This is a genomic window from Rhodospirillales bacterium (genome assembly GCA_028824295.1).
GTDB lineage: Bacteria > Pseudomonadota > Alphaproteobacteria > TMED109 > TMED109 > VXPW01.
In genome coordinates this window covers 131,877-149,901 of the sequence record JAPPED010000015.1, presented here as the reverse complement: position 1 = coordinate 149,901, position 18,025 = coordinate 131,877, and the positions used below count along the sequence as shown (strand labels likewise).

15 protein-coding genes are annotated in these 18,025 nt (G+C 64.1%); 4 read left to right on the top strand and 11 right to left on the bottom strand.

All coding sequences use genetic code 11. The features are described from left to right. The first annotated feature begins 376 nt into the window (after positions 1 to 376). From OXH60_07165 to OXH60_07150, 4 genes are all read left to right on the top strand, one after another. The gene (locus tag OXH60_07165; GenBank protein ID MDE0711899.1) at positions 377 to 649 is read left to right on the top strand and encodes a DUF2282 domain-containing protein; all 273 of its coding nucleotides are present in this window, start codon (positions 377 to 379) and stop codon (positions 647 to 649) included. Positions 650 to 752: 103 nt separating this feature from the next. Continuing rightward, positions 753 to 1,652, top strand: coding sequence for a DUF692 domain-containing protein (locus OXH60_07160; protein ID MDE0711898.1), 900 nt, complete (start codon positions 753 to 755; stop codon positions 1,650 to 1,652). Between the two features lie 10 nt (positions 1,653 to 1,662). Then, positions 1,663 to 2,478, top strand: a complete 816-nt coding sequence (locus OXH60_07155; protein MDE0711897.1) for a DNA-binding domain-containing protein — start codon at positions 1,663 to 1,665, stop codon at positions 2,476 to 2,478. After that, complete coding sequence (locus OXH60_07150) at positions 2,475 to 2,942, top strand: DoxX family protein (GenBank protein MDE0711896.1); 468 nt, start codon at positions 2,475 to 2,477, stop codon at positions 2,940 to 2,942. The genes OXH60_07155 and OXH60_07150 overlap by 4 nt, the downstream gene beginning before the upstream one ends. 306 nt (positions 2,943 to 3,248) lie before the next feature. Here the strand turns inward: OXH60_07150 and OXH60_07145 are convergent, their stop codons facing one another. The 11 genes from OXH60_07145 to OXH60_07095 all read right to left on the bottom strand — a co-directional run bounded on the left by OXH60_07145 (position 3,249) and on the right by OXH60_07095 (position 18,023). Then, positions 3,249 to 3,680, bottom strand: coding sequence for a type II toxin-antitoxin system VapC family toxin (locus OXH60_07145; GenBank protein MDE0711895.1), 432 nt, complete (start codon positions 3,678 to 3,680; stop codon positions 3,249 to 3,251). After that, positions 3,677 to 3,946: a hypothetical protein gene (locus OXH60_07140; protein ID MDE0711894.1), complete on the bottom strand. Its 270-nt coding sequence runs from the start codon at positions 3,944 to 3,946 to the stop codon at positions 3,677 to 3,679. The genes OXH60_07145 and OXH60_07140 overlap by 4 nt, the downstream gene beginning before the upstream one ends. 295 nt (positions 3,947 to 4,241) lie before the next feature. After that, on the bottom strand, positions 4,242 to 5,633 hold the full coding sequence (locus OXH60_07135; protein MDE0711893.1) for an amidohydrolase family protein: 1,392 nt from the start codon (positions 5,631 to 5,633) through the stop codon (positions 4,242 to 4,244). Between the two features lie 551 nt (positions 5,634 to 6,184). Further along, positions 6,185 to 6,889, bottom strand: a complete 705-nt coding sequence (locus OXH60_07130) for a TorF family putative porin (GenBank protein MDE0711892.1) — start codon at positions 6,887 to 6,889, stop codon at positions 6,185 to 6,187. A gap of 718 nt (positions 6,890 to 7,607) precedes the next feature. After that, positions 7,608 to 8,384, bottom strand: a complete 777-nt coding sequence (locus OXH60_07125) for a DUF1499 domain-containing protein (protein MDE0711891.1) — start codon at positions 8,382 to 8,384, stop codon at positions 7,608 to 7,610. Positions 8,385 to 8,606: 222 nt separating this feature from the next. After that, positions 8,607 to 9,395, bottom strand: coding sequence for an aldolase/citrate lyase family protein (locus tag OXH60_07120; protein ID MDE0711890.1), 789 nt, complete (start codon positions 9,393 to 9,395; stop codon positions 8,607 to 8,609). 435 nt (positions 9,396 to 9,830) lie between these two features. Beyond that, on the bottom strand, positions 9,831 to 10,853 hold the full coding sequence (locus OXH60_07115; protein MDE0711889.1) for an FAD:protein FMN transferase: 1,023 nt from the start codon (positions 10,851 to 10,853) through the stop codon (positions 9,831 to 9,833). Positions 10,854 to 10,860: 7 nt separating this feature from the next. Continuing rightward, positions 10,861 to 14,073 carry an efflux RND transporter permease subunit gene (locus OXH60_07110; protein MDE0711888.1) on the bottom strand — a complete coding sequence of 1,071 codons (3,213 nt, stop codon included), beginning with the start codon at positions 14,071 to 14,073 and terminating at the stop codon, positions 10,861 to 10,863. Continuing rightward, the gene (locus OXH60_07105) at positions 14,070 to 15,167 is read right to left on the bottom strand and encodes an efflux RND transporter periplasmic adaptor subunit (GenBank protein MDE0711887.1); all 1,098 of its coding nucleotides are present in this window, start codon (positions 15,165 to 15,167) and stop codon (positions 14,070 to 14,072) included. The genes OXH60_07110 and OXH60_07105 overlap by 4 nt, the downstream gene beginning before the upstream one ends. Before the next feature lie 169 nt (positions 15,168 to 15,336). Beyond that, positions 15,337 to 15,975, bottom strand: coding sequence for a hypothetical protein (locus OXH60_07100; protein ID MDE0711886.1), 639 nt, complete (start codon positions 15,973 to 15,975; stop codon positions 15,337 to 15,339). Positions 15,976 to 15,977: 2 nt separating this feature from the next. Further along, complete coding sequence (locus tag OXH60_07095; protein MDE0711885.1) at positions 15,978 to 18,023, bottom strand: glutamine amidotransferase; 2,046 nt, start codon at positions 18,021 to 18,023, stop codon at positions 15,978 to 15,980. Positions 18,024 to 18,025 lie beyond the last annotated feature (2 nt).

Here is an 18,025-nt window from a genome sequence, read left to right as displayed (position 1 = left end):
GCCTTTCCCTCGCCAAGCGCGTCGCCGCGCCGGCTCGCTGCCGCACGGCGCCGCCAAGGCGCCTCCCTTGCGTCAAGTATCGGGTTTCGGCCGACCGAGTGCTCCAGGCAGGGATGCCAGCAAGCGTCCCCCGCGCCCAGATCGCGGCTCGATGCAGGAAGCAAACGAGTGCCGGCACCAGGCGGTGACTGGCTGGAGCAATATGGGCCACCAACTGTCAAGGCCACGTGGTCACGGCGGCTTGCCAAACATATATCTCGTGTATGCCGTTTGAATTCACTCTCGCCGCACACGGTGGGAATGTTCACAATTGGCGAAGCCGTTGGTTGACGGTTTCCGGCATGACCTTCGTCTAAATCCTGAGAGGAACAAAAAAATGGCTGATCACAAACGGGCTTCCGCCGCCATGGTCGTAGCGGGGGCACTGACCGCGCTCTTGGTGGCCGCCCCGGCAACGACAGCGCTGTCCGCTGAAGGCGACATGGAAAAATGCTACGGGGTCGCCAAGGCCGGTCAGAACGACTGTGCGGCCGGCGAGGGCACCACGTGCCAGGGCACCTCAACCGTGGATGGCCAGAAGAATGCCTGGATTCTTGTGCCGACAGGCCTCTGCGAGAAACTGGTCGGCGGCAGCCTCGAGGAGAGCTGATCGGTTCATCTGATCCACTGACATCCTGTCACCCGGACCGGGGCAGCCGCGCATGCCTGACGCGTCAGTTGAGCCGGCATCAGCAGTTGCCTCGGACCGGTCTATGGCCCAGAGCAGTGGCATCGGCCTCAAGTCGCAGTTCTACAAGGAAGTGCTGGACACTTCCCCACCGGTGGACTGGTTTGAGGTTCATCCCGAGAACTACATGATTGCGGGCGGCCCGCCGCTCCGATACCTGGAAGCCATCCGAAGCCATTACCCTCTGTCCCTGCACGGGGTAGGCATGTCGCTTGGGTCGGTCGAACCTCCTTTGCCCAGTCACCTTGATCGATTGTCTGTCCTGATCGATCGGTTCGAGCCCTTCGTCGTTTCCGAACATCTCTCATGGAGCCGGATCGAGGACACGTTCTTCGCTGACCTGCTCCCACTCCCCCTGACACACGAAACGCTGCGAACCGTGTCGGCCAACGTCTGCCGGGCGCAGGATCATCTTGGCCGAACTCTCTTGATCGAAAATCCTTCGGCGTACCTCCAGTTTTCCGAACCAGAGATCCCGGAACCTGAATTCCTCCGTGAACTGTCGCGACGGACGGGCTGCGGCCTGCTACTGGACGTGAACAACCTCTTTGTCTCTTCGTTCAATCAGGGGTTCGACCCGATCGAGTGGCTTGACGCATTCGACCTGGAGGCCGTCCAAGAAATCCATCTGGCCGGTCACGCGGTCGATCGGGCAAGCGGACAGGCCATTCGTATCGACGATCACGGTTCACCGGTGCCGGCGGACGTGTGGGAACTCTACCGCACCGTCATTCAGCGCCGAGGACCGACGCCGACGCTGATCGAACGGGACGCCAACCTGCCGCAGCTGCGCGATCTGGTTGCTGAGGCGCAATTAGCTGCACGGATTATGCGCGAGCACATCACCCACGTTGACGACGATTGGTCTCCCCCGGCCAGGGACAGTGCCACGTCGGCACCGGTTCGTGTCGATCCGGGCACGTAGGGTATGCGCGTTGTCCCGTCTCGCTGAAGTTCAATCGGCCTTTCGTACCGCCATGGAGGAAGGCGGCGACGAGAGAATCACGAAACTACTCGCGCAGCCCTCCGACGGCCCTGATATCACCACGCGGCTCAACGTCTATCGAAACAACATCGCCTACTCGGTAGTCAGGGCCATGGAAGCCCTGTATCCGTCTCTTTGCCGCCTCATGGGCCAGGCGTTCTTCGAACGGATCGCTGCAGACTTTGCCCGGGCCTACCCCCCGCCCCATGGTCGTCTGGTCGAGTACGGGTCCGAATTTCCCGACTTTGTCTCCGGTTACGAGGCTGCGGCTGCCTACACCTGGTTTGCCGACGTGGCGCGGCTTGAAGTGGCCTGGCACCGCGCATATGCCGCCACGGAAGCTCCAAGCCTCCAGATCGGTGAACTCGGGGCTGTCCCGCCGGACCGGATGAGCATGATCGAACTGACGGTACACCCGAGCTGCCAATGGCTGGAATCGCGTTATCCGGTGTCCGAGATTTGGCGGCTCGCACGCGATGAGAACGAACCCGACGCCCCCATCGAAGTTGAGGGCGGACCTGAATGGCTTATGGTTATACGGCCGGATGCGGAGGTGGAAGTACGCACACTTTCGGAAGCCGGTTATCACTTCGGGTTCGCGTTGAGCAGGGGACTGGCATTGGGTGGAGCCTGGGAGGCAGCCTCCAAGTTGGATCCGAACTTTGATCTTCAGGGACACCTTGCAGGATTCTTTGCAGGCGGGACGTTTACGGACTATCGGCTCGCCGCGGATACCAGTAATTCCGATGATGGAGACCCGTCATGAGTGCACCAGCGAACGGCATGAGGCAGTTCGGCAAGATCGTGAGCTGCGCGAACACAGTGATGGCGCGGATCCCGGACTGGTTGCTGCAGCTTCTGGCGAGGGTGGCAATTGCGCCAACCTTCTTTCGCTCAGGACAAGCGAAGATCAGTGGATTTTCGGTGAATGACAGCACCATCTTCCTGTTCGAGCACGAGTTCGGAATGCCCTTTCCGGTGCTATCGGCGCACCTCGCGGCGCTGGCCGAGAACATCCTTCCGATCCTGCTGGTGGTCGGGCTCGCCACCAGGCTGTCCGCCCTGGCGCTGTTCGTCATGACCATCGTCATCCAGATCGTGGCGCCACAAGGCTTCTGGACCTTCCATATTCTTTGGTTCTTCGTGCTGCTCTACGTGATCGGGAAGGGGCCCGGACAGGCGTCGGTCGATCACCTGATCGAACGGGCCTATCGGAACCGGACCGCGTAGTCGGCTCCACGACAGCGCGCTGGCGGGCCGACCGGGCTTGCCGATACGGGTTCGAGCGGCCGTTCGTCGTTCCGCCGCGGCCAAGCTGGCCCGCGTCGGACGATGGGTCGGCGATGCCCCTCCTTCAGGCCCGGCCTACCGCAACCGCCTACAACCTGACCCGCACTGCCAATCTGCTCACCGCCGGATGGGACTGCCATCGCGACGGTATCGGTACGACGTGGCCATCCGATGGGCCCGGCCACCCTTCAGGCTCCGCGACGAGACGACAGACCTCAGATATCGCGGTAGGACCGGCGGACATCCTCAGGACGACAGCGGGTTCCTCCAGCGCAGTCCCTCGAAGCGTGCGAAGTCGCTGTCGTTCGAGTACACCGTGCTGGCGTGCTCGATCGCGTACGTGGCGATGTGTGCATCCGTTGTCAGGTTGGCACCCATGGCCGCCGCCCGCAACAACTCGGACAGAATGGCCCAGTGGCGTGGCGTGGGCGATAGCAACTCGGTATTAGGCTGATCGAGCCAGCTCTCGATGCGGTCGAGCGCATCACCAATGCCGAGCGGCGAGTCGAAGACACGCCGGTTCGTCGTTATTCGGACGAACCCGAGAAGAGTGGGGAAACACAGACCCACGATCTCGGCCGATGAGAGCGCCTCGTCCCACCAGCGACGGGCTCGGGCATGGAATGGGCTCGTCTCGTCGATCGCATAAACGAGCAAATTGACGTCCGGCACGATCACTGGCGCAAAACGGCCTCCCGTGCCGTGCGCTCCTCGGTCTCCAGTTCGTCCACCAACTGGTTGAGCCGCGCGGCGTCGAAGCCGGGCCGCAGGTGAAGCTTCTGCGTCTTTGTGCGATACGGCCTCGCCTCGGGCGGCCCCTCGCTGCTTCGTAGACCCGCGCGTAGCAGCTGGTTGACGACCTGCTTCAGCGATCGCCCGTCCGTGCGCCGTCGCTCTTCGATCCGGGCGGCGATATCGTCGTCGATAGTGAGAGTAGTACGCATTAAAGCACTATACTGATGTAGCGATTTGATGTCTATGACATCTTAACTTGGACAGGAGTTCGCAATGAGCTCACCTGTTCTCGTGCGCGGCCGGTTTGAGGACGAGTGTCGCCAGCTCCGCGTCACCCCGGGGGCGGCCCCCCCACTGCCCTCCTCTCGCCACACTGCCAGCGGCCATCGCCGCCCAGCCGCGGCAACCCGGTGGGACTCGCTCTCGCATGACCGGCGTGTGAACCGGTATGGCCGCTGCCGAATCGCGCGCACCCGCTCCGGGACCTGGTCGGCAAGGCGACGACTACAGCGGGCCGCCCCGGGCCTTGAGCAATGCCGCGAACTCGCGCCGCGTCTTCGGGCCAAAGGTCAGGAAATGCGGATCGGGGGCAGTGCGATACTCGGTGCGCCGCTTGCCGACCCGGTCGCGACCTGCTCTCTGCCGCACCTCCTCCACATCGATCCCATAGACCCTGGCCGCGTTGAGACCAAAGATTCGTGCCCGCAGGGAGTCGGTCATCGGGGCATAACCGTGCGCGTCCTGAAGCGCCTCGGAAATCTGGAACGTGCGGAAGGCCTGGATCTGATCCTGCGGGGAGCCGTACCAGATGCAGTCGGAGCCGTAGAGCACGTTGTTCTCGCCAATATGCTTCACGAGCTTGCCGACCGTGTGCGCCGCGCCATCGGGGTCACGCATCAGGAACCGCCAGGTACTGCCGAGCTCCGCGTAGACGTTGGCGTTGCGGCCGATCCCGCTTTCTTCGACCGAACGAATCAGTTCGTCGACGCCCTCGCCTCGGTCGGGGTCATACGGCCCCTCGGACTGGCCACTGATGAATCCGGAGTGGTAGACGAGGAAATTCACGTCCGGGAACATCTTCGCAGCCGGCCCGATATCGGTGCACAAGCTGTGACGGTAGGACCGACGACCGAACGGCAGCCCCTTGTGCACGCAAATGTTCTTGACTCCGAGCGCGCGCGCCCTCTCGATCAGCGCAATGCCGGGACCGGGTTCGTGCAGGAAAAACCCCGCGGCACCGTCGGGGCCCCACTGTGTGTATGTCTTCCAGGCGGACACGCCCCAACGTTCGGCCAACTCGTCCATGCCGTCCAGATCGCCGTCCTGATTGGGATTGACGCGGCCGTGGACCAGCAGGCGATGGCTTCCGTCCATGGCGTCGATGATCCGGCGGGTTTCGTCTGCCTCCTGGATGGTCAGCAGCTCACGTTCGCGATTCGAAGGAATGAAGGACAGGACCATCATGTCGGTGTCGGAATCCAGGAAGATGTCCTTGATGAATGCTTCGGATCCACCAAGCCCAATCCGTCCCAAACCGTGCTGGCCAACAAAGTGACCCTGCACGTCGAACACGAACTCACGACCTTCAAGGCTTTCTCTTGCCGCTTCGACATCGAGGGCAGCAACCTGCGGGATGTCGAAGAAGCCCCCGGTTCGGCCTGCATCAGCATTCGCCCGATTGAAGGCGAGGAGTGTCGTGGCCGCACCGGCCGAGGACACCAGGAATGCCCGGCGGGACAGTCCCAGGCGCCCGGCGTTCTCGTTGGCCCACCCGTGAGCCAGGCGATTGGCGCCGCGACTGACCGGATCCAGCGGCACCGGCACAAACTCGCCATTCGATGTGGGATCGACTTTGACCGGCAGCCTGGTGCCGTCAGGATCATTCCGAAAAGCCATGAGGGCCTCCCTCAGCCAAGCTTGTCGTTGGGGAGCGTACGCTAGCCGCCAAACCGTAGCCAACTTATTCCGTGAAGCCCGTCACCAATCCTCCGGCCGCCCGGAACGCGCCCGAACAGCCCCCTGCTTTTCCGCTTGCACCGGCAACAAGCCGCCAATGCCAACATTGACGGCCTGAAGGTGAGGTTTCCGCGGTCTGGAATGCCGGACTTCGGAATGTGCCGTTCATGCTGATCCAGCCCGGTTTGCGCTGGGCTGTCGCTGTGCGACGGCACGGAAGATCCGGCCCTGCCCCAACATCAGGAAGTTGCGGCTGTTCTCGCGAGGTCTGACCGCGCCAAATGAAAGTGCCGCCGTCAACTTGCCTGAACCCGCGGGAACCTGCAGTTGACGGCGGCGCAAGCGCCACTCGCCCAAATGTCCGATCCGTTTCAATACGCCCGACTGAGTGGCGTCACGCACAAGCACAGGCGACGCGCCCGTACTGACTCAAGCCAACAACAGGTCAAAGGCCCCACGCCGTGACCCGTTGATGACCCGCGTGTCAGTCGTCAAAAACCTCGCGAAATAGACACGCCGAAAATTCCGTCCTCTGCCTTGCCTGGACCGGACTCACCGCACCTCGGCTCACGGTCACTGCGGTCAGAATAGAACGCGCTCAATCCAAAGCCCTTGAACGAGGTGTCCACCGACACGTGATACCAGTCGTAGTCGTCGCAATTCGGCCGGTTGTTGTCCTGACCATAGGTTGCCGAGACACTGACCGGTGCGTCCCCGAGCGGCACAGTGAGTCCGAACTGAGGGCGATTGTGCCCGCTGGTATTTTGGTTTGGGCCATCCTGATCCGGCCACGTCGGGAACAGCACCCTGCCCCAAACGCTTGCCACTCCGAGATCAGCACTCAGCTTGAAGCGAGCCTCGAACAGGTTCTCTTCGGTCGCACCCGGATAGGTCAGATAAATTAAATCAACGCTCCACCCGAGGTTATCCGTCAGCGAACCTCCGCACCCGGCTTCATAATCAATTTCAATGCCCCCGGGATAATCAGCGCTCGACGCCCAGAACCCCGCATAGCAGGCGTCAAAATTGTAGTACATGCTGCCTTGCAGCGCCGGCTCCTCGTCGGATTCGGACCCACCTTGCCAGGCATAGTGAGACGCCAGCTTCAGGCCACCAGAGAATTCTGCGTGCGCCACGCCGTACACCGCCATACTGAGAAAGGCGGTGAGAATTCCGAGAACCAGCGATCGTTTCATGACTTGTCCCCCTTGACACGGCGTTCTGGATTTCGCGGGCCGCGCAATCCAAAACGCACTACACAAGCCGGACAGAAGCGCCCCCCTCATCCGGCACTTTCAGGCTGATATTACTTACTATCCAAACACTATTTTGTCAAGTAATGTCATAACTTACGATATACGCGACAAGTTGACACGCCGGTTGCACGTAGATCGGTTTTGCGTGCCACGTAGCCCGGCATCGCGGAAGTGGTTCTTGCACCCTGAGGGTCTCGATGCTGCCGGGGCAGTATCGGAGGTATCAGTAAGTCTCCATCGCAGCACGCAGCTGGACGGTTCAAGTCCAGCGATTGCACCCGGCAAAAAGACCGCTCAATCGACTCGAGATCTCACAAGGCAGATGCGGGAACGACAGCCACACGCGTCAGCACGTGTTTCCCGCAGCCGTGCATTTCCGACAGCGCTGTCGCGGACAAGGGGTCAGACGACCACCGCATTGGCCCGAAACGACACCGCGCGAGCGCCGACTCCGGTCAACGCGGTGGCGCCCTACGGCAGCTGCCAGGACCACCCCCGTCGCAGCGGCAGCGAGCTCATGCCCCCGGGGACGTCGCCGCCAATCGCGCTCGCCCTACGGGAGCAACCGATGCCGCAGCCGCCTCGAGTGATTTCCCGGCCGAGTACGGCGGTCTCCGCGGGCACGCCTGGTCACAACGACAGGCACTCGCGGCCAGCACTAGAGCGCAACGTCAAGTGCAGCAAGAAAAGCCTTGATTCGCGCGGCATTGACCCCGACGTCGCTGCGCCCAACCCGGCTGAGTGAGCGCACATCGACCCGAGAACCTGTGCCTGCAGCTTCCGAGATGACGCGAACGACTATGTCATCCTTGAAGCCGTACCAAGTCGACGTGTCCGTTGCCTCGATCCTGCCCAGCGCGCGGTCGGCCGCCACGATCTCCCAGTCCATACTGTTGGCGACATCGAGGGCGCGGTCGTAGGCCGTCGCAGGCTCTGCGTCAGTGATGAAGGACTCGAGCTCGGGATAACCGCATTCCTGCTGACGGGCGACCGTTTCTCCGGCGTAGTCATGCGGATTGGCGCCTTCCGCCTCTCTCGCCGCAACGACTGCGATGAACGCCGGAGGATTCACGGTATCGGTGGTGATGTCATGGATGAACGGTACGCTCTTCACGGTCACCCACTGCTGGTAGATCATGTGGCAGCTGTAACCCCCAACCGCGATGCCGATCACCGACACGACCACGCCTGGAAGATTGCCAGGGAGGCTTCGGCCCAGGCCAATCAGCGAGATGGCGCCGCCGGCAAACGCCGCGTATGCGGCGTAGTCGGTCAGCGTCAGCAAGGCGAATCGAAAGGACCAGAGGCCCAGGCGATAGCCAAGCGCCGCCGCCATCATCGTTATCGCCGCCAGAACTGCGACCGCAAACCCCAGCAGGGCGATTCGAGAGATCCTTGTCCGACTCCCTCGACCGCTATCGCGTTGATCGCTCATGATCTCCTCCCCACCGCTGAAGCCGCCTCGTCACGACGCGAACGGCTTCGGGTATGTGCATCCGCTGGGCGGAGAGCATAGCCCCGGACCCGCGTGGCAGTCCGAAGCCACGGAGATCCGAGCGCAACGACTCCCCGAGGGGGAGGCAGGACCCTCTTCAAGTTCGCAGAAGATCGGTGACCGGGGCTGGAGCCGACGACGACGCCTGTTCCATCCGGATCGTCATGGATCCCGGGGCACGTCGCCGGTACAGGCGCCCCGAATGGTGGCGGCTCCATCCCGGAACGCCTGCTGGAGCAGCCACGCGTCACCTGAATAACAGAAGAAATCCACGCCAGCCGCAAATAGGGGTGGAGCCGCCGCCGGATCCATGATCAGGCGCCCAAGCGACTTGCCGTGCCTGCGCGCAGCGGCCTCCGTACGCGCAACCGCGTCCTTGAATGCCGGGTGATCGAACTCGCCAGGAATTCCCAGGCTGACGCTGAGATCGAAATGCCCGATCCAGAGCAAATCAATGTCCGGAAGAGCGGCAATGGCATCGATATCATCCACCGCACCTTGCGTCTCCACCAGAACCGACAGGACGGTCCGCGCATTCGCCGCCGAGAACTTGTCGTCCACCGCCCCTTCCGTGAAGCGGTCGTGCTGGATCCCGAGGGCGACGCCCCGTTCTCCTGCCGGCGGGTACTTGGAGGCCGCGATGAGTGCCTTCACGTCAGCAACCGATTCGGCCTTCGGCACCATGATGCCTTCGGCCCCGGCGTCCAGCGCCCGGTTGACGTGGTGGGCTTCTCCCGACGGGACCCGCACGATCGTGGGCAGCGCGGCGGCCTCCATGTAACGAAGCGCGGCCTTAAGCGCATCCATTCCGAAGCCGCTGTGCTCGGTGTCCAGGAAGGCAAAGTCGCAGCCTGCCGCCTTCAGCACATGGCCAATTCCAGGGGTGTTGAATTCGACGACGAACGTCCCGGTCTTCAACGACCGGGTCCGGGTCATCTCTTTGAGGGTCATGGCGGTTCCCTTCAGGGTGAGCATCGCGTGTTGAACACTTCCGCGTCCGGCACCCTCGGGTGTCGGAGTAGCCGACCCGGCGCGGCGTGATCGAGCCCGGTGTCGGAGCTCGGCATGATGTACCAGCAGTCGCGTTGGGTTGGCCAGGAATCAATTGATAGTAGCGGTCCCGAACCCCGGGTCCGCCTGGCTAGGGACTGCCGGTGCTGGCCGAGCAGCTCAGGCCGTGCGGCGTACCGCCGCATGCGCAGTTGCCGCGCGAGCCTCGCACACGGAACGATGGCGGGGTCGGGCACCCTGAAACTCGCGACGCGAGCAAATCACGGCAACGCGACGCGGGGCCTGCGCGGCCACTTCTGGTCTGCCCGACGGTCGGGCCGCCCCATCCCTATCGACGCAGTTCTCGACCAGACTGCGGGGATAGTCTCCGGAAGTTCACGCGCCCAGCGGGCGTGCTACCCCTGCGTTGTCGACCACGCGGACGCGCACGTTCGGCAGGCTGGTCGCAACCTCCACGGCTGCCCGCTCGGGCATCACAGCGAATGCGGTTGCCAGCGCGTCTGCTTGGGTAGCAGTTGGTGCGATCACGGAAACGCTGCGATGACGATGGGCGGATTGGGTCGTAGCAGGATCGAAAATGTGATGCCACTTTCCTTCCGCATCAAAGCGTGTGCCGTATCCACCGGATGTAGCGATGGCTTCGTCGCCGAGCTGAACCGTCTCGATCAGCATCTCGCCATCCGGGTCCGGTATCCCTATCCGCCAACGGCGTCCATCGGGGTGCCGCCCGATTGCCCGTGTTTCACCCAATTCCGCGAGCACGTGCTGAAGCCCTCCTTCCCGGAGGCGGTCCGCTACGCGATCGGTAATGAATCCCTGCGCAATTCCGTTCAGCGTTACTGCCATGCCGGGGCGCGCGAACCGAATGGCATCTGACGAGGCATCAACACCCTGCCAGTTCACAAGCGGACGGAGCCGGTCCAGCGCGTCGAGAGAAGGCGGCAGACCGGTGCTCCGAAAGCTCTCAGCCGTGACGTCCCAGATCGGCTGCACCGTCGGATCGAAAGCGCCGCCAGTCAGTTCCGCCATCCGGGCGGATTCGTCAAGCAGATGCAGGAACTCCCGACCGGGTTTGTCGATCCGGCCAGTGCGGTTCAGTCGCGATATCGCAGATCCTGGCCGGTAGAGGCTGAACTCATCCTCAAGCGTGTGGATGTCATCAGCGACCTGCGCGAGCAGCGACCGGGCACGCGCCGGGTCATCGCTGTACAGCGCGATCCTCGCTGGTGACCCAAGCGCGACCCCGCTCCATTCGACGGCCTCAAGTTCTCGCGAACCGCCCAGAAGCAGTGCACCCCCTCCCAACGTGAGGCCGCCCGCAGTAGCGCCGAGGATCGTGATGACGCGGCGGCGACTTATTCCGTTGGCGGCGAGCGCCGGGATGCGTCGTGAAGCCATGAATTCCTTACACCTCCGACGGCTGGGGCGCGTGTATGGGCGGTAGCACGTCCGATTCCGGTTCCGCCATGCGCTGCCGGGTCGCCGGTTTGGATTCACCTGCGACGAAGATTCGAAGCATGGGCGGAACAATAATCAATGTGATCAGTGCTGACAGCGTCAGGCCTCCAACGACCACTGAACCCAAGCCCCGATAGAGCTCGGAGCCGGCGCCGGGGAAGAGGATCAGGGGCATCATTCCCGCAACCGTGGTCAGCGTTGACATGAAGATCGGGCGCACCCGGTTACGGGTGGCCTCGACAATCGCCGGCTGCGGCTGCATGCCCTCGTGGCGGATGTGCAGCAACGACTGATGCACGAGCAGGATGGCGTTGTTCACCACGATGCCGATCAGGATGACGAATCCGAGCATCGTCAGCATGTCGAGCGGCTGGACCGTGTAGAAGTTCAGGATCCAGAGTCCGATCACCCCGCCTGCCGTCGCCGGCGGTACGGACAGCATGATCACAAACGGATAGAGGAAGCTGGAGAACAGGACCGCCATCAGCAGATAGACGATCACCACCGCGACGATGAGATTCCCCACCATCGCGTTCCACGTCTGGGTAAGTTCGTCCGCAGTTCCGGAAATCGCGATCTTCACCCCGGCGGGCAGCCCCTGGCCCTCGAGCGGGCCGACGACTTCGGCGGCGACCTTGTCAATCGCAGCTTCGAGCGGGATTTGGTCAGAGGGCCGCAGCTGGAGCGTAATCGTGCGCTCCCGCTCGATGTGCCGGATTTCCGTGGGGCCTGACGTCACCAGGACATCGGCAACCGAGCTTACCGGGAGAATTTCCCCGCTTTGGGTCACGACCGGCAGGGTCTCGATGCCTTGCGTGTGGTCGATATCGTTCTGCGGGCCCTGCAGCGTCAGGTCAAGCCGCTCCGAATTCACGGTGATTTCGGCGACGCGGAGCCCGGAATTGAAAGCGTCGACGCTCATGGCGAGTTCGCGAGCCGTCACACCATTGTCCGACAGGCGTACCCGGTCCGGGCGGACCTGCACCTCAGGCGATCCCAGATCGAGCCCGGGGATCGGACGCATCTGGTTGCCTTGCTCGCGCGGGAATCCCTGGCCGATCAGGCCTGCGGCCTGCTGCGCGACCGCCACGACGTTTTCGAGGGAGGGGCCGCTGATATCGATATCAATCGCACGCCCACCCCCAAAGCCGCGCTGAAACAAGCTCGGCTGCGTGAAGAAGCCGAACGTTCCCGGTTCGCCGAACAACGACCGGGTCAGAACCGGAATGAGCTCGCGGACCCGCGTTTCCTGCATCGCGCTGGCGCCGAAGAACGTTCGACCATCGCGAATGGCCACAAAGAAGTAGTTCTTGATCTTGGGCGGTTGACCGGGTTCCGCCTCGGGACCGGTCTCACTCGCCCAGAGCGGCCGAACCGGAATCTCCACTCGCTCCGCAATCTCGGTAAGCGTTTCAAGATTGTAGCCGGGGGGCGGGAGCATCACGCCGAATATCAGGTTGCGGTTGCCTTCCGGCAGATACTCCAGCTTCGGCAGCAGCTGCCAGCTCACGAACAGCGCGACCGTCGCGACACTCAACGCAATCGCCGCCGAAGCCATCCGGGAACGGAGGACCAGCTTCACGTATCCCGTGAAGAAGCGCGCCACCAAGCGCGGAATCCAGTCAATGGGGCCAAGGCTGATCCGGCGGTATCCCCGGCCCGGGCCAAGCAGCCAAGTCGCGAGCGCGGGAATAACCGTCACCGACACCAGCAAAGACATCAGGACGGCCACCGAGATAGCCACGGCGATGTCGCGGAACAGCTGCCCGGCTTCAAGCTGCATGACGAGGATCGGAATGAAGACCAGTACCGTCGTGAGCGCGGAGACCATCACGGCCGACCAGACCTGACGGGTGCCGTCATGCGCCGCCTCCGGCCCTGAGCGACCACCCTCCCTGTGACGGTAGATGTTCTCCAGCACCACGATGGCCGCATCGACGACCATGCCGACGGCAAACGCGATGCCGGCCAGTGAAATCACGTTGAGCGAACGTCCCAGCGCCGCCATGGCGACGAAGGAAGCCACGACCGACACCGGGATAGCGAGTCCGATGATCACCGTCGCGCGCCAGGAACGAAGGAACAGAAGCAGGACCACCACGGCGAGCAACCCGCCGATCCAGATGTTCTGGCGGACCAGTTCGATCGCCGAATCGATGTAGATGGTTTCGTCGTACACCTGCCGCATCGTGAGGCCCACGCTCGGCAGAGCGAACTCGTTCAGTTCGTCAATCGCGTCCCGCACCCCGTCCATGGTGTCAATGATGTTGGCGCCGCTCTGGCGCATCGCATTCACGGCAAGTGCCGACTCCCCGAGGAAGCGGATATCGGCGCGCGGGGTCTTGTACCCGAATTCGACGTTGGCGATATCTCCGATCCGGGTGCGTCCGATACGACCGGACTCCGTTTCGTCGGTCACCAGCACCACATCCCGAACCTGCTCGGGGGTCTGGAGCTCGCCCTCGGCCCGAACGACGTAGCGGCGCTTGCCCTCGTCGACATCCCCTGCGGACACCGAAGCGTTGGCGAGCCGCAGCGAATCCACCACAGCCGGAACAGTGAGGCGATGGGTGGCGAGCTGTTCTGGTTGCACGGTGACCTGCAACTCGCGCTGCGTGCCACCGTACAGGTTGGTCCGCGCGACGCCGGGAACCCGCTCCAAGCGGTCCTGGATCACGTCCTCGACGTAATCGCCGTACGTCGAAATGGCGCGCTCATTGCCCTCGGTGCGCGTGAGAATGAACCATGCGACCGCGTTGTCATCGAGACCGGCGGTATCGAGCTGCGGTTCGCCGGCATCATCCGGGTAGTCGTCAATCTGGTTGAGCCGGTTGGAGACCAGAAGGAGCGCCCGGTCCATGTTGATCCCAACATTGAACTCGAGCTTCACCTCGGCTTGCCCGTCGCGCGAGGTGCTCTCCATGCGTTCAAGCCCCTCCAAACCTCTGAGCACCTCTTCCTGGCGATTGACGATCTCGCGCTCGATTTCGTACGGGCTGGCGCCGTACCACCAAGTCGTCACCGAGATCACCGGCGTAAACACGTCGGGCGCCAACTGGATCGGGATCCGGGTGAGGGCCAGAAAGCCCAGCACCACGATCATGACGACCAGCGCCAGGACGGCGATCGGCTTCTCGATGGAAAGGCGGATGAGGTTCATTGGGCGGATTCTTTCGCGTCGTCCGATGTCGCGGCGGCCTCTGCGACTGCGTCCGACTGGTCTCCCTGCCCACCTTCAGCGGGTGGGGCCACCGCCACCGCCTGGCCTGGAAGCAGACGCTCGTTGCCGCGGACGACGGCGACCTCGCCGGGTTGCACGCCGGACAGCACCACGAACCGGTCTCCCACCGCATCGCCCAGCTGTACCGGGCGAACCTCCGCCTTGCCGTCGACGACGACGTACACCACCGAGATGCCCCGCCGCTGCAGGATGGCGTCCTTATGAACCGTCGGCAGCACGGCGGTGTCACTGATGGGAACGTGCACCGTAACGCCCTCGCCGATCGGGGGAATGTGCTGCAAGTCGGCAAGCTCCGGAACCAGCCGCACCCGCCGCGTGCGGGTCCGCGGATTCTCGACCGTACCGACCGCGCGCACGGTCGTCCCGACGGATTCGCCGGACGCGCGCGTCACCTCGATCCTCGCGCCCGGATTCAGGGCGGCAACCCGCTGTGATGGAACGTCCGCTTCAATCTCGAGGGCCTTCTCGCTGACCAGTGTGACAACAGGCCCGCCGGGCTGTACTGCCTCGCCGAGGTCCGCATGGCGCTCCTCGACCACTCCGTCGAACGGTGCGACGACGGTGCCCCTCGCGAAGTCATCCTCCGCGGTGTCCAGCCGCGCATTGGCCTCTTCGAGTGCCGCCAGGGCAACCTGAACCTGCGCCGCAGCAATGTCCGCTTCGCCCCGCGCATCGTCCCGCTGCGCCTGACTGAACGCCGTGGATTCACGCAGGCCCTCGGCCCGCTCCAAACGCCGCTGGGCGAGGTCCGCCCGTGCATGCGCCACGGCCAGCCCTGCCTCGCTCTGAGCGACGCTCGCTTTTGCCTGCTGGACCTGCCAGCGCAGTCGGTCGATATCGAGCACCGCAATGATATCGCCCACGGCCAATCGATCACCGATGTTGACTGGAATCTCGGTTACATGACTCGCAAGCAGCGCTGGGACGACAGCCTCGAACAGCGTCACGAAGCGACCGATGGTCGGAGCCGTCTGATCGACCGCTTCCGCCGTCACCTTGTCAGTCCCCACCACCGCGGGTTGCTGCGCCGAGGCCGGCGACGCTACCCACACCAATGCTCCTGCCACAAGCAGACAGCGAGCAGTACCTGCGACACACCGAATCCACATCACCAGCAAACCCCAACTTCGCGATACGTGCGGGTGCGGCAACGCCGCGCCCAGGCTGGCCACATGCCTAACGCTAGTAGGCGACTGGAACCGGGTCCAAGTGGCGCCAAAGATGCCATGTAGCGCAGGAACGCCATGGTTCCCACTGCTCGCCGAACTGTTCAGCCGCCGAGCGCTGGCCCTTCTCACTACCATACAACTCACTGAGCGCGCGTAGAAGCCCAAGGTCGTCCACCGGAAAGACATCGGGACGCAGCAGGCAGAAGATCAGGAACATCTCCGCTGTCCAGCGGCCGATCCCACGACGCTCGGTGAGAACGGAAATGACCTCCGCGTCGGTGAGGTCGGGCCAGTGAACCCGGCGGCCGGCACGCGACGCGAACCAGGTCGCCAGTTCCATGATGTATTCCGCTTTGCGCGCGGACAGGCCGACGTCCCGTAATTCGGTCAAGTCGGAGGCCGTGACTCGTTGATGGGAGACCCGCCCCAGGCGCGCTTCGAGCCGCAGCCACACGGCGTGCGCGGCCTTCACCGAAATCTGCTGACCGACGATCGACCGGGCCAGGCACTGGAAAGCGTTGCCTCGGGACTTGAGCGCCATGCCCTTCGAGGCGCCGATGACCCGCCGCAGCACCGGATCGCGCCGGGCCAGCGCTCGGGTGGCCTGATCCCACCACTCGGGCACGGTGCCCCGGGCCGGAACCCTGCTCAAGGCTACTGCGCTTCCCGATGCCACGCGAGAAAGAGCGCGCCCATCGCCAATGCCAGGAGCACCGGCCACGGCAGCAGCGGTGACTGGGCGAGGCCCGTCACCGTGTGACGGCCATGACGCCGCAGGCCGAGCCAGCTGTCGCCGGCCGCGGTCTGCCCGGCCGTCACCGGCCGGAACGGCGGCGGCCCGCCGTGATCCACCAGCCAGAACACTCCGCCGCCCGTGGCGCCGACGAACGCTTTCAGCGGTCCGGGATCTGCCCGCATTTCCGTCAGTTCCAGCGCGTCCGCTGCCCCGACCAGTGCCGTTGCGCTCAGGTTGCCCCCTTGCAACGTCCACAGTCCGGGTTCGCTGGCCTCGAACGAGGCGATCGCGGTTCCGGCCGCGGCAGGCCCCAGCGGGACCGTCGTAGACGCGCCGGACGGTGCCACCGCCGTAATCTCGCGGAGCGGGGTATCCACACTCCGGTAAAGGACATCGATGCGCCGATCGGACACCGTCGCCTTCAGGAGATGTTCCTCGAGGTCCGGCTCCTTCATCAGCCAGTGCACGACGCGGCGCAACAACTCCGCCCTCGGTCCGCCGCCGGGACCCGGCCGGGTCCAGACCCAGGACTGATCCGAGAGAAGTTGCGCCACCCTGCCTTCGCCGACACGGCTCAGCTGCAGGAGCGGCCATCCGTCGGCGCCCCACATCAAGGACTCGCCCTTCACCGGCATGCCCCGCACCATCCGGTACCAGGGACCCCAGTCGGCGGCGCCGGCGGCGAGGCCCGCGGTCACGGGGTGGTTTTGCCCGGCCTCCGAGAGCTCCGGCACAAAGGGGCGCTCGATGACGTCCCCGGCCGGCAGGGTCGGGAGAATTTCCCGCAAGGGCGTGTTCACGAGGCTGAAGCGACCAGCGTAGCTAGGGCCAGCAATGTCGAGAAGCGCCCCGCCGCGGACCACGTACTCGGCGATGTTCGAAAGGTACTGCGGCGGCAGGATTCCGCGCAGGTGATACCGATCAAAGATCACGAGGTGGAAATCGTCGAGGTTGGCGTCGAACAGTTCACGGGCCGGGAACGGAATCAGGGACAGCTCCTGGACCGGGGTGGCATCCTGCTTGGTGGGCGGTCGCAGGATCGTGAAATGCACCAGGTCGACTGCCGGGTCTGCCTGCAGCAGGTTCCGCCAGTGCCGCAATCCCATGCTGGGTTCGCCGGAGACCAGCATCACACGGAGCCGGTCGCGGACAGCGTTCACATGGACGACGACCCGGTTGTTGTCGGGCGTGAGTTCGTCGGGAATGGCTGCCACTTCCAGCGCCACGGCGACCACGCCCGCCCGCTCCAGCGGCAGCTCGAATTCCGCGGGCATCCCGACTTGCAGCACCCGCTCCGCAACGTGCCCTCCCGGCACGGTGATGTGGACGGGTTCCGCCTGCCCCACCGCCGCTTCATCCAGCAGCGTGACCCGGAATTTCACGGCCTCGCCGACGATGCCGTATCGCGGCGCCCCATCGACTACCAGGCGCCGGTCCCGTTCGCCGGGCGCCCCGGTCAGCAGGGCATGCACCGGGGCGTCGAAGCCTAGTGCCGACACGTCTTCCGGCACGTCATGCACCTGTCCGTCGGTGACCAGCACCACGCCGGCAACACCGTCCGGCGGCACGTCCGCGACGGCCGAACGCACGGCAGCAAACAGGTTTGTTCCGGGGCCACCGCCAGCCACCGTCACGGCCCGCACCTCGAGGCCCTCGTCGTCGGTCAATTCGTCCTGGATCGCCTGCACCGCCGCCGACGTCGCCGCCGCGCGGTCACCCAGCTGCTGGCTTGGACTGGCGTCCGCCACCACCAGCACGACGTCGGCGAGTTCGGTCCGTTGCTCTGCGGTTACCGTCGGACGTGCGATCGCGAGGAGCAGGGCCGCAGCTGCCAGCGTCCGAAAGCCGATCCCGGACGACCGCTTTCGAAGACCCAGTCCGAGGACCGCCGTGGTGGCCGCTGCCATGACCGCGAACAGGCTCCACGGCAACAGCGGAGCAAATGTCAGCGTGTACCCGTCCATCC

Excerpts from the sequence above, each read along its gene's own strand:
- OXH60_07165 (MDE0711899.1), top strand. The coding sequence starts at position 377 with ATGGCTGATCACAAACGGGCTTCCGCCGCCATGGTCGTAGCGGGGGCA.
- OXH60_07160 (MDE0711898.1), top strand. The coding sequence starts at position 753 with ATGGCCCAGAGCAGTGGCATCGGCCTCAAGTCGCAGTTCTACAAGGAA.
- OXH60_07150 (MDE0711896.1), top strand. The coding sequence starts at position 2,475 with ATGAGTGCACCAGCGAACGGCATGAGGCAGTTCGGCAAGATCGTGAGC.
- OXH60_07140 (MDE0711894.1), bottom strand. The coding sequence starts at position 3,946 with ATGCGTACTACTCTCACTATCGACGACGATATCGCCGCCCGGATCGAA.
- OXH60_07135 (MDE0711893.1), bottom strand. The coding sequence starts at position 5,633 with ATGGCTTTTCGGAATGATCCTGACGGCACCAGGCTGCCGGTCAAAGTC.
- OXH60_07130 (MDE0711892.1), bottom strand. The coding sequence starts at position 6,889 with ATGAAACGATCGCTGGTTCTCGGAATTCTCACCGCCTTTCTCAGTATG.
- OXH60_07125 (MDE0711891.1), bottom strand. The coding sequence starts at position 8,384 with ATGAGCGATCAACGCGATAGCGGTCGAGGGAGTCGGACAAGGATCTCT.
- OXH60_07120 (MDE0711890.1), bottom strand. The coding sequence starts at position 9,395 with ATGACCCTCAAAGAGATGACCCGGACCCGGTCGTTGAAGACCGGGACG.
- OXH60_07115 (MDE0711889.1), bottom strand. The coding sequence starts at position 10,853 with ATGGCTTCACGACGCATCCCGGCGCTCGCCGCCAACGGAATAAGTCGC.
- OXH60_07110 (MDE0711888.1), bottom strand. The coding sequence starts at position 14,073 with ATGAACCTCATCCGCCTTTCCATCGAGAAGCCGATCGCCGTCCTGGCG.
- OXH60_07095 (MDE0711885.1), bottom strand. The coding sequence starts at position 18,023 with ATGGACGGGTACACGCTGACATTTGCTCCGCTGTTGCCGTGGAGCCTG.